The 13,720-nt window shown below is 60.0% G+C and carries 14 protein-coding genes; 1 reads left to right on the top strand and 13 read right to left on the bottom strand.

The annotated features are described in order from the left end of the window. Positions 1–5: 5 nt before the first annotated feature. The gene (locus ACVDG9_RS24145) at positions 6–893 is read right to left on the bottom strand and encodes a cation diffusion facilitator family transporter (protein WP_035907938.1); all 888 of its coding nucleotides are present in this window, start codon (positions 891–893) and stop codon (positions 6–8) included. Positions 894–1,121: 228 nt separating this feature from the next. Next, positions 1,122–1,820 carry a DUF1223 domain-containing protein gene (locus ACVDG9_RS24140; RefSeq protein WP_447239184.1) on the bottom strand — a complete coding sequence of 233 codons (699 nt, stop codon included), beginning with the start codon at positions 1,818–1,820 and terminating at the stop codon, positions 1,122–1,124. A gap of 402 nt (positions 1,821–2,222) precedes the next feature. Here ACVDG9_RS24140 and ACVDG9_RS24135 point away from each other — a divergent pair, with 402 nt between their 5' ends. Continuing rightward, on the top strand, positions 2,223–3,389 hold the full coding sequence (locus ACVDG9_RS24135; RefSeq protein WP_447239183.1) for a hypothetical protein: 1,167 nt from the start codon (positions 2,223–2,225) through the stop codon (positions 3,387–3,389). A 15-nt stretch (positions 3,390–3,404) separates the two neighbouring features. Here the strand turns inward: ACVDG9_RS24135 and ACVDG9_RS24130 are convergent, their stop codons facing one another. From ACVDG9_RS24130 to ACVDG9_RS24080, 11 genes are all read right to left on the bottom strand, one after another. Beyond that, complete coding sequence (locus ACVDG9_RS24130) at positions 3,405–4,337, bottom strand: diacylglycerol/lipid kinase family protein (protein WP_447239182.1); 933 nt, start codon at positions 4,335–4,337, stop codon at positions 3,405–3,407. Positions 4,338–4,340: 3 nt separating this feature from the next. After that, entirely contained in the window at positions 4,341–5,558 is a 1,218-nt protein-coding gene (locus tag ACVDG9_RS24125; RefSeq protein WP_447239181.1) for a glycosyltransferase, read from the bottom strand. Continuing rightward, complete coding sequence (locus ACVDG9_RS24120; protein WP_023002735.1) at positions 5,555–6,787, bottom strand: SAM-dependent methyltransferase; 1,233 nt, start codon at positions 6,785–6,787, stop codon at positions 5,555–5,557. The genes ACVDG9_RS24125 and ACVDG9_RS24120 overlap by 4 nt, the downstream gene beginning before the upstream one ends. Positions 6,788–6,803: 16 nt before the next feature. Then, a complete protein-coding gene (locus ACVDG9_RS24115; protein ID WP_447239180.1) occupies positions 6,804–7,772 on the bottom strand; it encodes a fatty acid desaturase family protein in 969 nt (322 codons plus the stop codon). 24 nt (positions 7,773–7,796) lie between these two features. Further along, positions 7,797–8,936 carry a cyclic nucleotide-binding domain-containing protein gene (locus tag ACVDG9_RS24110; protein WP_023002737.1) on the bottom strand — a complete coding sequence of 380 codons (1,140 nt, stop codon included), beginning with the start codon at positions 8,934–8,936 and terminating at the stop codon, positions 7,797–7,799. Between the two features lie 9 nt (positions 8,937–8,945). Continuing rightward, positions 8,946–9,575, bottom strand: a complete 630-nt coding sequence (locus tag ACVDG9_RS24105) for a DUF6962 family protein (protein WP_447239179.1) — start codon at positions 9,573–9,575, stop codon at positions 8,946–8,948. Between the two features lie 142 nt (positions 9,576–9,717). Next, entirely contained in the window at positions 9,718–10,836 is a 1,119-nt protein-coding gene (locus ACVDG9_RS24100; protein WP_447239178.1) for an acyltransferase family protein, read from the bottom strand. Positions 10,837–10,994: 158 nt separating this feature from the next. Then, complete coding sequence (locus ACVDG9_RS24095; protein ID WP_447239177.1) at positions 10,995–11,915, bottom strand: NAD-dependent epimerase/dehydratase family protein; 921 nt, start codon at positions 11,913–11,915, stop codon at positions 10,995–10,997. Positions 11,916–12,078: 163 nt separating this feature from the next. After that, the gene (locus ACVDG9_RS24090; RefSeq protein ID WP_023002741.1) at positions 12,079–12,699 is read right to left on the bottom strand and encodes a DsbE family thiol:disulfide interchange protein; all 621 of its coding nucleotides are present in this window, start codon (positions 12,697–12,699) and stop codon (positions 12,079–12,081) included. Beyond that, positions 12,696–12,878 (bottom strand): heme exporter protein CcmD, encoded by a 183-nt coding sequence (gene ccmD, locus ACVDG9_RS24085; RefSeq protein ID WP_023002742.1) that lies wholly within the window; start codon positions 12,876–12,878, stop codon positions 12,696–12,698. Before ccmD ends, ACVDG9_RS24090 begins: the two co-directional genes overlap by 4 nt. 5 nt (positions 12,879–12,883) lie before the next feature. Continuing rightward, on the bottom strand, positions 12,884–13,651 hold the full coding sequence (locus ACVDG9_RS24080; protein WP_023002743.1) for a heme ABC transporter permease: 768 nt from the start codon (positions 13,649–13,651) through the stop codon (positions 12,884–12,886). Positions 13,652–13,720: the final 69 nt, after the last annotated feature.

Genomic DNA, 13,720 nt, shown 5'->3' with positions numbered 1-13,720 from the left:
ACCCTCTAGAGCACCACAATGCCGGAATGCTTGGCCTTGTGTTCCGGTTCGACGTGAATGGTGATCCGGGCTCCGGGGACATCTTCGACAATGGCAATCTCGATCCGGTCGCAGATCTCATGTGCCTTGTCGACGGACATTTCGCCCGGCACCACCAGGTGAAAATCGATGAAGGTGGATTTGCCGGCAATGCGAGTGCGCAGGTCGTGTGCCTCCAGGGCGCCTTCGCCATGTTCGGAAATCAGAACACGGATCTTGTCCAATGTGTCGTGCGAGGCGGCTTCGTCCATCAGTCCGCCGACGGATTCCTTGACGAGACCCCAGCCGGACCAGAGCACCGTCAGGCCGACAAGAACCGCAAGCGCGGGATCCATGACTTTCCAGCCGGTGAGCATCACCAGCACAACACCGCCCAGAACCCCGACGGAGCTGACCACATCGGTCATCAGATGCTTGCCGTCCGCAACAAGGGCAGGTGATCTTGCGTGTTTGCCATATCTCATCAGGTACCGCGCCCAGGCGCCGTTGATGACGGCGGCAAGCAGGTTCATGCCGATACCGGCTGGCGAATATTCCGGACTGTCGCCACTGATGAAGCCGAGCCAAGCCGCGCGGAAAATCGACAGGGCGGCAAGCACGATCATCACACCGACGAGAACCGCCGCGAAATACTCAACCTTGTCGTGGCCGTAGGGGTGGTTGCTGTCGGCGGGTTTGGCGGCGAACCAGACGGCTGCAAGCGTAGCGATAGCGGACGCGATATTGACCGTCGTTTCCAACGCGTCTGAATAAAGCGCTATTGAGCCGGTCAACAGGTAGGCGCCGATCTTGAGACCGAGAACGACCACGCCGAAAACGATGCTCAAAAAGGCTATCTGAAGCCTGCGCTTCAACTTCATGCGTTCCCCCAGGACCGATTTGCTTCACCAGACGCCGGCAAAGCAGAGAACCTGACCGGCCACTGCGTTTCGCAAATTGCCCTTGCTTTGGGCGTTTACGATCCCGAGGCGGGTCGAACGGGGCAAGGGGTAGCAGTTTTCTCGGGGGTTACAACCCGGCTTCGAGGCCGGTGGGCTCGTTTTTCAGAGGGAATTGATATTTGGCCACACCACAGCGGCGGTTCACAGACCGCCGCTCTTGTTCATGGTTGCCGCGCCGATGATCCGGCCGGGGCCGTCGGGATTTTCAAGCTGCACGACAACTGCGCAGCGGGCGTCGCCTTTCAGCATCAGTTTGGACTTTGGCATGCGGAATGTCTCCTGGCCGCCGGACCACATCCCCATCGGCTGCAGATTGCGCACCACGTTGACGTAACGCACCTTGCGGCCCGCGTTTTCACCACGACCGATATCAACGAGGGCTTCATCCTGCATGCGCAGGAAATAGACGGTCGCCATGTTGAAGCCCTTGGGCAGGGAGCCTTTCACCGTTGCCTGTACGACCATGTCGGTAATCTTCAGGTCGATTGTCGCGGTAAAGGGGTCGGTACGTGCCAGCGCGGCCCTTACATCGCCTTCGCGGCTACCGACGACGTGTTCCTCGCCGTTGATCACCATTTGCGGGGTGTAGACCGACCGGTCGCCGCGCCGCGCGGCATAGGCCCGCTGACGCTGCGAGTTGACGGGACTTGCCAGCGTGTCCTTCCAGCCGAGATAATCCCAGTAGTCGACGGGCATCACCATGGTCAGGACGTTGTTATCTTCCTGCACCAGCTTTTCCGCCAGCCGATCGGCCGGCGGGCACGAGGAGCAGCCCTGGCTGGTAAACAGTTCGATGACTTTTTCGGGTTGCGCCTGCGCGCCGTTGACTGGCGCGGCCAAGGCAACTATTCCGCCGGTTACAATAAGCGCGGTGCGGAGGGCCTTGCCGGCCTTCCGGGAAAACGATCCCACCATTTGGCTCAATTCCTTGTTCGATTGCCCCTAAAATATGCAATGGAGCACTCAACCGAAAGTCACGAGCGGGTGACTTTCGTCTTAGACGGCCTCATTCGCGCGTTTGTGACAAGGCCTCACCATTTGGCGTGCCAGGCGTCTTGTGGAAAATACAGGCCGAATCGGGCGTTAGCGTTCTGGCCTGTCTGGCTTTCCGGACCTGCGATGGTGGATTGTCTCGGGGGGAGAATCATGTGTTCTGGTGTCTCGCGCCAGCCTGCCGCCTCCTTCGCTTCAGGGCACTGGCCGATCGTTGCCCGTGGTTCTGGCTGTTGAAACTGGAGACAAGTGCCCCTGTCTGGCGAACGTACCAAAGGTCAAGAGATCCATGACTTTGCGGTTCTGACGAGTGCCGCCCTGCCGTGGATGACCGGACCATCCTTCATCTCGCTGTGGCACGCCTGCGGGTTGGCAACGCTTGGCTATCGGGTTGTCTATGTTCTTCCCTGGCTGGATGAGGTTTCACAACAACGGCTGTGGGGCGAGACCCGTTTCGTCGATTTTGACGAGCAGGTCGACTGGCTCCAGACGGAACTTGAAGCCTTCGGACCCTACAAATTTCCGGAATGCCGGCCTTATCGGGCAAGGTTTGTGGCAGGCATGGGGTCGATCGTGCCGATGGAAGACGTCTACCGCGCCGCGCCGCCGGCCCGGTGCCTTATCGCGAGCGAGCCGGAGCATCTGTGCTGGTATCCGGTAACGACCGGGCGCAGAGGCATCCGGGCGGACAAGACGATCGGTCTCAGCATGACGGATTATGAAACCTACATCCGCATGTCCGGGCTGCCGTTTCCAAACAGCCTCGCCCGGCTGGTGTCCTTTCTTCACGGCCGCGCCCTGCGCCTGCGCATCGATCTGCCCCTCAGCCTGTCGCCCGCCCTCACCCTGCCGGGCATCACAATGCCTGTGGAACGGGTGACCGGTGTCATGCCCGGTTACGCGCAGGTGCCTCTCGTTACGCAGGAAACCGAAGGGATCTATTTTCTCGGAGCTTTCCTCTGGGAAAAAGGCCTGGACGACCTTGCCCGCATCGCGGCCCGTGCAAAACGGCCCATCGATGTCATTGGCGGAGGGCGCGATGAAGCAGAGTTTCGCACCTTCGCACGAGAGGAAGGCGCGGATTTACGGTTCTTCGGACCGAACCGGCGGTTCTGGTCCGATATCGGACGATACCGCGTCATGGTGAACCCTTCGCGCAGCGAAATCCTGTGCACGGCAACCGCCGATGCGCTGGTTGCCGGCCGACATGTCATCCTGCCGGACTGTCCGGGCAACCTTCCCTACAAGGCCTATCCCAACGCCCATTTCTACACCGAACTGGAAGGGGCTCTCGAGGCGCTGGAGTATGCGTTGACGACTGTGCCGGAGCCGCCCATTGCCGCGCGCGAAGACTTCGACTGGATGAGCGCATGCCGCCGGCTGGCCCATCTTGCCGGGCTGGAAAGCGAAGATTGATCTTCCAGGCTCGTGTTATCGCCGGGACATCGGGACGCACAGGCGTATCGGCTGCTCGCAAACCGAGATCTGCGCAGGGGCATGCGCGACGATATCGCCGTCGGCCTGTATCGGGTCGCCCAGGGGGGCTAGGATTTCTACTGTTCTGGCTGGCTGTTGGGCAACGAGACCAAGCCGCAGGAGCAGGCCTGCCGGTATCAGCAGAAAGCGTCCGAAGACAGACAGAGCGCTGCCTGGAGGAAATATCGTTGCGCAAAAAGACGCGTTGGCGAGGTCGCAATTCGGTGCGAGGACAAATGTCCCGCCATACCGTTTGCCACGGCTGACGATCAGCGTCGCTGCCTTTTCGGGCTCACCGTCCAGTCGGACGTCCACCGGCGGGCAGGACCATCGCCGCAGTGTCCGGAAAACTTCGATCAGATAGGCGGCCTTGCCGAAGCGGGTCTTGGTGGCGCGGCTGAGATCCGAAACCACCTGCGCGTCCAGCCCGATGCCGGCCATCATCATGAAGCGGTGCCCGTTGACCTGGCCTGGCCGGACCTTAAGGATGCGCGCTTCCACAAGGCAGTTTGCAATCCGGTGTGGATCCGTGCCGATGCCGAGCTCGTGCGCCAGCACATTCGCCGTGCCGAGCGGTATGAGCCCCAGGGGTGGCGTCTGCGGGCCGGCTCCCTGGATTGCATCGTTGATCGTGCCATCGCCGCCGGCGATTGCCAGGATATCGGCGTCGTCTGATGTGGTTTCCCGAACGAAACCGGCGGCATCGCCCGCCTTCGTCGTGATCAGGATTTCGCACGTGTGACCGTGTGCCTCGAGTAGCGCCAATACCGCCTTGAAACGCTTCTCGCGCTTGCAGCCTGTGCGGGGATTGTAGACGACCCTGATCTTCAGGGTGTGCTCTTGAGGGCGGCTGCCACCCGTCGCGGGGCCCTGGTCGTCCTCAGGCATCGCTCAGGCTCTGGACACGTGCCGGGCGTGCGGCAATTCACCGACCGGTTGCAAGGAGCCAGCTGCCGGAACACGGGAAGCGGCGATGCGGTCCATGATCTCAAGAATGTCGGCGGGCGATGTGTTGGCGGCAACCGGTTGCCGCGCCTGGCCGCTCTCGATGGCGGACATGGCCGCCTTGAAACTCTCGCTGAAATCGGAGGACGTCGAAAAGGCCAGTCCGGCTCCCGTCTTCGTCACGTGGCGCAGGACCGCAGCTTCCTGCGGCAGCGCCAGGCTCTTGTCGAGCAGCATGGATACGCCAAGTGCCATGGCTTCGCTGGTGCTGCCCGGACCCGGCTTGCCGATGAAGAGATCGCTGGCGGAAAGATACTGGGCGACCCTGTCGGTAAACCCGAGAACCTGGACCGGAAACGGCAGGTCCATGGCGCGCAGCTGATCGGCAAGCGCTTCGTTCCGGCCGCAAAGAAACACCACCTGGGCGTTATGCGGAATGTCGCGCATCGCGGTTGCCAGTTCGATCATGCGCATGCTGCCCTGGGCACCATAGAGCACGGTCACGACAGGTCTGGAAGGATCGAGATTCAGCGCTTCCCGGCTGGAGCGTTGGGTGGGGTCGGTGAATTCCGGCCGGATCAGCAAGCCGCCCATCGCATGGATCTTGCCGGCAAGTTTCGGAAGCTTTTCGGCATTCCGCAGGGCGTCCTGCGTACCACAAATTGCGTGGTAGTCGGCCCGATTGGGAAACCAGACACCTTTCGCCAACTCTGCCCAGTCCGTGATCATCACGGCGCCTTCCGGCAGCGGGCCTTCCGTTATGCCAGCGCGGTAGCGTTTCAGCGCCTCCAGCATCACCCGGTTGCCGAGCGGCATGACCGACAGCACGATGTCCGGGCGAATGTCCTCGAAATGCCGGGAAAGAATACTGATGGCCGGCGGTTCGCAGAAGACGTAGTTCAGACGCAAGGCTGCATAAAACAGCCAGCAGGTGAGGCCGGTACGTCCCTGACGCAAGATGACCTCGTTGTAGATATTCTCGCCTGTGCGTGATCCGAAGCGGCTGAAGAGGTCGAGATGCGGGATCAGCGAGGTATAGGGATTTATCAGGCTGACCCGGTATCTGCCGGACCCTTCGAGGCATGCTTTCAGGGCGAAGGCGCTGGCCCTGTGGCCACCGCCTGCGTCCGTATAGATCACTGCCACATGGACGGGTTCCGTCATGCACCACCTTCTGAAGATGTACCGGCCGGGGAAGTGCCGGACTTCGGCAGGACCAGATGCTCCCGGGTCATCGGGACATCGTTTTTCAGGCCCCTGGTCATCAGCAGATGGTAAAGCCGGTTGTCGCCCCAGCTGAAGGAGGAACTTGCGACTTCCAGATACAGACGGAAGCTTCTGACGAAGGTGTCGTCATACATTTCGCGGATACGGTCGATATTGGCGTCGAAATTGGCGAGCCAGTATTTGACCGTCGGTGGATAGTGCAGCCGGATGTTCTCAAGGTCGATCATGTAGAGATCATTGTTGCCGGCAGCCTCGACCATGGTCGTCAGCGGCGATGCCTGAGTTCCCGGGAAGATGTATTTGTCGATCCAGGGGTCGATCGGCCGGGGGATTTCGTTGCCGATCGTGTGGACGAAAGCAAGGCCCTGCGGCTTGAGAATGTGTGCGATCCGTTCGAAGACCGGTGCGATCTGGGCATTGCCCATGTGTTCGACCATGCCGATCGAGGCAACCTTGTCGTAAAGGCCGTCCGCTTCGCGAGCGTCCTGCAGGCGGATCTCGATCTTGTCGGAGAGGCCGCGCTCGGCGATCTTCTGAATCGCATAGTCGCGCTGTTCTGCCGAAATGGTGAAGCCTACGCCCGTGATGCCGTAGTTTTCGGCGGCATACATCAGGAACCCGCCCCAGCCGCAACCGAGATCGGCAACATGTTCACCCGGCTTCAGGCACAGCTTGCGGCAAACCAGTTCCAGCTTATTGTTCTGTGCTTCATCCAGCGTGTTGTCGGGCGAGGTGAAATAGGCACAGGTGTAGATCATGCCCTTTCCGAGCAGGATCTCGTAAAAATCGTTGCCGATGTCGTAGCTGAAGGAAATGTTCTCGCGCGAGCGGGCAATGGTGTTGCGTGCGCGCAGGAAGTGAAAGGCCAGTTTGATCCGCAGCATCAACGACATGGGCCGTTCCGCGAAATCAATGGCAAAGCCCAGGTAGAAGAGCTTCTTGATGTCGCCTTCCACCTCGATGTCGCCCAGCATGTAGCTCTCGCCAAAGCCCATGAAGGCATCCGAAAGCACCCTGGAGAGAGCCCGCTCGTTCTTGAAATGCAGAATGAACTCTGGCTCGGTCCCGATGGAGAAGCCGGTTCCGTCCCAGTATCGGACCTCGAACTGCGCATCGGGAGAGGCCGCAGACATGGCTTCTGCGAGCTGGCGGATAACGTCTTTCATTGGCGGGCTTTCTAAATCAATGAAGAGAATTTGCAGGACGGCGTTTGGGTCCGCTGATCGCGGTCCAAAGCGAAATGATGCTGTCCCGGTACTCGGGAATGGTGCGCTTCAGCTCCTCGTGGAGCGCGGGCAGATTGTGATAGGGCACCCCGGGATACATGTGATGCGCCGTATGAAAGCGGAAGCCGACCGGCTGCACGATCAGGGCCAGCGGAGACTCGATCGTGAAGCTGTCGATCATCTGGTCTTCCCGTCCGGAGGTTTCGGCCAGGCGTTCCAGTTCATGTTCCAGCGGGATACGCGCGGTCAAAAGCGCCCAGCCCAGAACCAGGACGGCATAATAGAAAGGCAGCGCCGCGGGGAAGAAGATGATTGCCGCAATGAAGAGCGCGAGCGTAACCCGGGCGTGCCGGGTCACTTCGGCCTGCTGTTCCGGTGTCAGGGCGGAGCTGAGCGAAAAGCCGAGCTTCTCCGTCGCCCAGCGATCGAGCGCAGCTTCGACCCGGAACGCACCGAGCGCGGCGGTCACCGTCATCAGAAGGTTGGTAAAGGGCACCACAAAGGGGATCACGAGCAGAACCATGGCCATGGCAAACGCATTGCCGCGCACGAGCGGGTATTGCGGATCCTCGGGCGTTCCGAAAATGCCGAGCCGATGATGGGCCAGATGCGGCAGTTGAAACCGTAGCGGCGGAACCATCACGATGAGCGCCACGGTCCAGGTGTAGAGGGCCCGGAAACCGCGCAGCTTCTCGTCCTTGATGTGTACGATTTCGTGGCAGAAAAGTCCTGCGCGGTGCAGGCCGAATGTCGCGAGCAGCCAGGGCAGGATAACCATCGGCCAGGAGGCGTTCAGACCCCACGCAAACCCAACGACAAAAAGCGCCAGATAAAAGCAGAAATCGCGATAGTAGATGGCTGGTCGCGGTATGAAATAGTCACGGGCAATCATGTCGTTCCAACCTTCAACGATAGGGTCGAGCAAGCAGCACTAGCTTAGGCTTGCGTCTCAGATCAAGCCTGTATTGAAGGCCGCGACACCCATCATGTAGTGAATCAGGATTACACCGGCGATGTTCTGATGCCTGATGTAGATCCAGCCGAAGATAAATCCGGTGCCGATTGTCATCAGCACGGCCGGAATGCCGAAATGAAGGTGGAACATTCCGAACAGCACCGAGGCGAGAAGGACCGACCGCCATTTGCCCTGGTCTCCCAGGAAACGCTGGAAGGAAGACTGCAGAAAGCCCCTGGCGATGATTTCCTGCAAGGCGCTGTGAAGAAAGTAGCTCAGTGTTCCCAGCAGGTTGAAGGGCAGTGGTTTGCCGGGCAGCGCGTCGAAATATTTGAGCACTGCCGCCAGTCCCCAGGCAAAGATACAAAGCCCGACCGAAATGATCGCGCCCTCGATCAGGGATTTCTTCAGGCCGACGGTTGTCAGTCCGAGCGCCGAAATCGAAATGCCCATGTGCCGGATGACAAAGAGGCTTGGCACCATCAGGATGGCGAGATACTGCCAGGCGAAGACTTCGGTATAGACGTCCACGTTGACGATCGTCCGCGCCAGGACGTTGTTCACCAGCGTGCCGATGGACATCATGATCAGCGAATAGACGAAAAACTTGCCGAACTGCTGCTGTTCGTTCCGGAGGTCCAGTTCACGCTGCAGGGCTGCGACATGCTCTTGTGTGGAGGCGCGCATGCGCCGTGTCACGAAGGATGCCAGAGCCCCCTTGAATTCTGCAAGTCTGGCTTCGCCATCGGCCAGTTCGAGGATCCGCTCCGGCTCGATTTCAAGCACGGCACCGGCTGTTTCAGCACGCACGGTTGCCGAGCGTGGTTCACCGTCGAGAAGCGCCATTTCGCCGAAAGGCTGTCCCGGCCCAATTTCCGCAACACGGTGGTCCGAGGCCGTGCCGTCACCCTTGCGATAGATGCCGAAGGTGCCTTCGAGAACGATGTAGAGCCCGTCGCTTGTCTCGCCCTCGACGATGACGTCCTGATGCGCTGGGACCGGCACCCTGCGCGAGGCCGCCCGCACCGCATCGGCGACCCGCTCCGGCATGAACTCCGTCATCCGATGAAAGATCGTTTCAAGATCTTCCGTTTCCTGGACCTTTTCTTCAACGGGGATGGAAGCCGTGCGCATGGGGTTACCCTACCTCGCGGTCCTGAACCAGCGGCCGCCGAAATACAGAAGCACGACGATCGGCATCAGCAGGACGTGATAGCTTCCATAGAGGCCAAGACCCCAGAACCCCGGGCTCTGCATCGGGATCATCGCTGATACACCCAGCGTGAGGAGAATGCCGGCGATCATCGGCAGCGTTCCCTTGTTCTGGCGGAACCGGACAACGCTCAGCACCAGCAGGAATATCAGGCCGATGGAATAATAGAGGATCACGGACAGAAAATCGTCGGAAGTCAGGATCATGAAGACCGGCCAGAGTGCGCCCAGGACGCCGGCAGCCACAAATCCCTGGCGCAGCGGCGAGGACAGATACTGAAAGCTGGCCGCGACGATCATGCTGAGACTGCCCAGAACGATGACGATGCGCGTTGCGATCACAAGCGGACGGTGCGCTTCGTGACCGATTGTTTCGAAGAACCCGTGGTCAATGGCACCCAGCATCGAGGCAAGCCCGATCAATGCAAGTGTCAGGCTCCAGATCCAGGCAGGTGAGAAGGTCTGAATGCCCGGACGCAGGCTCAGGCCGGCGAGAAAAAACAGCTCGCAGGCAAGGATCACATCAGTCAGGGCTGAAAGGACGAGTTCGGAAAGCAACAAGAATACTCATGGTTGGCGCCAATCTGACCGGTGGCGGCTGGTGGTGTCCGGCCTGAAATTGGCCGGTTCGCCGCAATAATCCGCCGTCAGCATTGAGATTATGTTAAGCGGCTCGCCGCAGCGAGACGCGGAATTCGACGCGTCAGGATGTTGCCTCGTTCGGTGTTTGTGCGGACCGCTTTCCCTTGACCCATGATTTCAGCGCCCGCTCCGCCGGCATCTCATAAATGCGGTAGAGGAAGATCGAAAACGCTGCCGTGATGCACAGCGATACCGGAAAGAAAACGATATCCGCCGGGATGGACGGCCTCAGGAAGATGTTCATCAGGTGAAGCGACGGCTGGTGCACAAGATAGAAGGCGAAAGAGGCATTGCCGAGAAGCACAAGCGGGCGGGTTGCAAACACCCGTGTGAGTGCGGCGCCTTCCGTCAGATGTGCATAGAAGAACAGTGTGATGACCGGCAGGTAGAACAGGGAATAGCGGAAGGGATCCGGGACATCCGGTGCCAGCCACATCGCCAGGAACAGAAGAAGATAGCTGAGTGGCTGCACTGCGCCGGGCAGCCGGACGCCGCGACGCCAGACCTCATGCAGAACCATGCCGACCAGAAACTCCAGAATGCGGAAGCCGGGAAAGACATAGAACAGCCAATGCGAGAACGGGTATTTGCCGAAGAAGATCACATCGCCCAGGAATACCTGAACCAGCAGGGCGGAAACGAACACCACCACACCGAGCCCCAGGGTCACCGCCACTAGCTTTCGCGGTGAAAACGCGACCAGGCCGAAGAAGCACACATAGAAGAACATTTCATCCGACAGCGACCAGGACGGTGCGTTGAGAGAGAAATAGATCGAGGAAACCGGAATCCAGCTCTGCAGGTAGGTCAGGTTCAAAACCGTTTTGATGACGCTGAATTCTTCCGAGTAGATCGCCTCGACCTGCATGATCGAGAAATAGAGAAACGGCAATCCGGTGAGGAAATGCAGCGGTGTCAGACGGGCAATGCGCAGCAGGAAGTAGTCGCGAAAGGACATCGCGCCGGCAAGGATTCTCGTCTTGTAGGACTGTGTCAGCACGAAGCCGGACAGGATGAAGAAGAAAGAGACGCCGACATAGCCCTGTTCGGCGATCGTCTTGACGAAGTCGCCGCTGGTATCCCAGCGGAAATGAACGCCAAACACCAGCAAAGCTGCAAAGAAGCGCAGTCCGGTCAGTTGTTCCAGTCGAACCTTTGCCGCGCTGTCGGTCACGTTCATGCGCAAATCATCCCCTCAATTAACCCAGGGACACTAATGACCGCAGGCTTCCGGGAAATCTATGCCAGCGTCGATTTTATTATGGGTAAATGAACTGATGCGGCGGGTCCGATTCAGTCAGTCGCCGATTTTCTGCAGGTTCCAGCGCGAACGGCACATCAAGGTTCGCTGTGCTGCTTCACCCATTCCCACGTTTCTCCGATGCCGCGCCGCAGGGGAACGGCAGGTTGCCAGTCGAACGTCGCCTGTGCCCTGGCAATATCCAGCACCACCCGTGGCACATCGAAGTTGCGGCCCGGCTTGTAGACCGGCTCCAGGGTGCGCCCTGTGGTCTGGCCGATGATGTCGACGATCTGCGAGATGGACGTGCCTTCGCCACTTCCGGCGTTGAAGCTGCCGGACGCGCCGGAGGTCAGGGCGCGATGGCACAGGTCGGCAATGTCTTCGACGTGAACGAAGTCGCGCACGACGCTGCCGTCCCCCCAGATTTCGATGGGGGCGTCCTCCGCCACCTTGCGCAGATAGGTTCCGATCACGCCCAGAAGGCCGACCTGCGCCTGGCGCGGTCCATAGATGTTCGCCGGTCGCAGGGCGACGAACTCGAGCCCGTGGAGCTGTTGTTCCATGCGCAGGTACTGTTCGATCGCCAGCTTGACGATGCCGTAGGATGAGATCGGGTTCAGCGGATGATCTTCCGGCACCGGATCCTTTGTCGGGATGCCATAGACTGTGCCACCGGAGGAAAAGAAGACGAGTTTCCTCGTTCCGCTTGCCCGCATGGCTTCCAGAAGGCGAACCGTGGGAACAAGGTTGCCGGAGATGTCGGCGGCCGGATCGAGGTTCGAGGTCGAGGGAACGGTCGTGCTGGCCAGATGCACCACCGCATCCACACCGGACAGGGTGTCGGCGAGCCGGTGATGATCGGACAGGCTGTGGAAGACGTAGTCGACACCGGGAAGCGGCGGCCGGTAAAGTTCCGGCCGGGTGTCCATGACCCGTACCGACAGGCCTTGCTGAAGGCATTTGTCCACGACATGAGACCCGATGAACCCGCAGCCACCGATCACAAGTACTTTCAAGACGGGCCTCTCCGGAATCGGCTGAAAAAGATGATCCGGACTTTAGAACGGCCCCGTGGCGATTTGTAAATGGGGCTTGGCCGGTTCGCCGTTGTCACTGCAAACAATCAGCGGGGACAATGGCCTGCGCAGGTGACAGGCAGGCACCACAAGGTTGGCAAGATCAGGATTTGTTGCCGTCCATGATCTTCTGCAGCTCCGGCAGGAAGACGTCGTAATAGCTTTCGGGGCTCAGCGGACCGATGAACTTGTACCGGATCGTGCCCTCCCCATCGACGACGAAGGTTTCCGGCACGCCGTAGACACCCCATTCGATCGCGGTGCGACCACCGGTATCTGCGCCGACGCGCTGATACGGATTGCCGAGGCTACCCAGGAAACGGCGGGCGTTTTCCGGCTTGTCCTTGTAGTTGATACCGAGAAGCTGGATGCCCTCGACCTTTGCCAGCTCTTCCAGAAGCGGGTGCTCCTGGCGGCAGGGCACGCACCAGGATGCAAACACATTGACGACGGAAACCTTGCCGATGAGATCCTGACGGGAAAACCCGGCAACGGCGGTGTCACCATCGGTGAGGCCTTCAACCGGCGGCAGGTCGAATTCCGGCGCCGGCTTGTTGATCAGCGCAGAGGGAATTTTCTGCGGATCGCCGCCGAGGGTCAGCTGAAACAGGAACAGGGCGGCGAGCGCTGCGAACACTACCAAGGGCAGCAGCACCAGAACCGGGAAACCGCGTTTGGCAGTCTGCTGCCCGTGTCGGCCGGCACCGGTATCGTGGGACGTCATGAGCTTGCTTTTCCTTCACCGGCTGGCCGGGCGCGGGAAATGCCCCGGGCTGCCAGGTCCTTGAGGGCTTTTTCCTGTTGGGCCTTGTCGATGCGCACCCAGGCGATCAGTCCGATGACCGTGAAGAGGCAAAGGCCATAGGACGCCCAGATGAAGCCAGCGTGTGGGCCTAGATCCATGAGAATTACTCCGCAGGCTGAGCCGTGGCTGCCGCTGTGCCCGGTTGGGCAGCGCTGGCTGCGCGCAGGCGCAGGGCACGCACGCGGCGGCGCAGGATCTCGTTACGCATTGCCATCAGATGCAACACGAAGAACAGCAGCGTAAAGGCGATCGCCATGACCAGCAGTGGCCAGAGAATGTCCGGATGAATGGTCGGGCCGTCCATGCGCATGACGCTGGCCGGCTGGTGAAGCGTATTCCACCAGTCGACCGAAAACTTGATGATCGGCAGGTTCAGCGCGCCGACGAGCGTCAGCACGGCTGCCGCCTTGCCGGCCTTGATCGGATCTTCCATCGTGCGCCACAGCGTCATCAGGCCAAGATACATGATCAGAAGGACCAGGACCGACGTCAGTCGCGCGTCCCAGACCCAATAGGTGCCCCACATGGGCTTGCCCCAGAGCGATCCGGTCACGAGTGCCATGAAGGTGAAGGCCGCGCCGATGGGGGCCGCGCTCTTGGCGGAAACATCCGCCAGCGGGTGTTTCCACACAAGGGTGCCAAGTGAGGACAGCGCCATCACGGAATAGCACATCATGCTGAGCCAGGCGGCCGGCACGTGGATATACATGATCCGCACGGTGTCGCCCTGCTGATAATCTTCAGGCGCAACGAAGAAGCTCATGTAGAGCCCGGCGGCGAACGCAATGACGCACAAGCCGATAAGCCAGGGCAGAACCACCTGGACTAGCCTCAAAAATCGCGTCGGATTTGCATAATCCCAAATTGCCATGGAACCGTTCTAATCTAGAGCGTTGTCCGCTTCAATGGACGAGTATGCCGCAGGGTGCATTGCGCGGTG

It is taken from the genome of Roseibium sp. RP-7, assembly GCF_053005225.1.
This window is presented reverse-complemented; position numbering and strand designations above follow the sequence as displayed.

Coding starts and splice junctions, on each gene's coding strand:
- ACVDG9_RS24090 (WP_023002741.1), bottom strand. CDS start 12,699: ATGACGTCCCACGATACCGGTGCCGGCCGACACGGGCAGCAGACTGCC.
- ACVDG9_RS24125 (WP_447239181.1), bottom strand. CDS start 5,558: ATGACGGAACCCGTCCATGTGGCAGTGATCTATACGGACGCAGGCGGT.
- ACVDG9_RS24120 (WP_023002735.1), bottom strand. CDS start 6,787: ATGAAAGACGTTATCCGCCAGCTCGCAGAAGCCATGTCTGCGGCCTCT.
- ccmD (WP_023002742.1), bottom strand. CDS start 12,878: ATGGATCTAGGCCCACACGCTGGCTTCATCTGGGCGTCCTATGGCCTT.
- ACVDG9_RS24100 (WP_447239178.1), bottom strand. CDS start 10,836: ATGAACGTGACCGACAGCGCGGCAAAGGTTCGACTGGAACAACTGACC.
- ACVDG9_RS24080 (WP_023002743.1), bottom strand. CDS start 13,651: ATGGCAATTTGGGATTATGCAAATCCGACGCGATTTTTGAGGCTAGTC.
- ACVDG9_RS24110 (WP_023002737.1), bottom strand. CDS start 8,936: ATGCGCACGGCTTCCATCCCCGTTGAAGAAAAGGTCCAGGAAACGGAA.
- ACVDG9_RS24130 (WP_447239182.1), bottom strand. CDS start 4,337: ATGCCTGAGGACGACCAGGGCCCCGCGACGGGTGGCAGCCGCCCTCAA.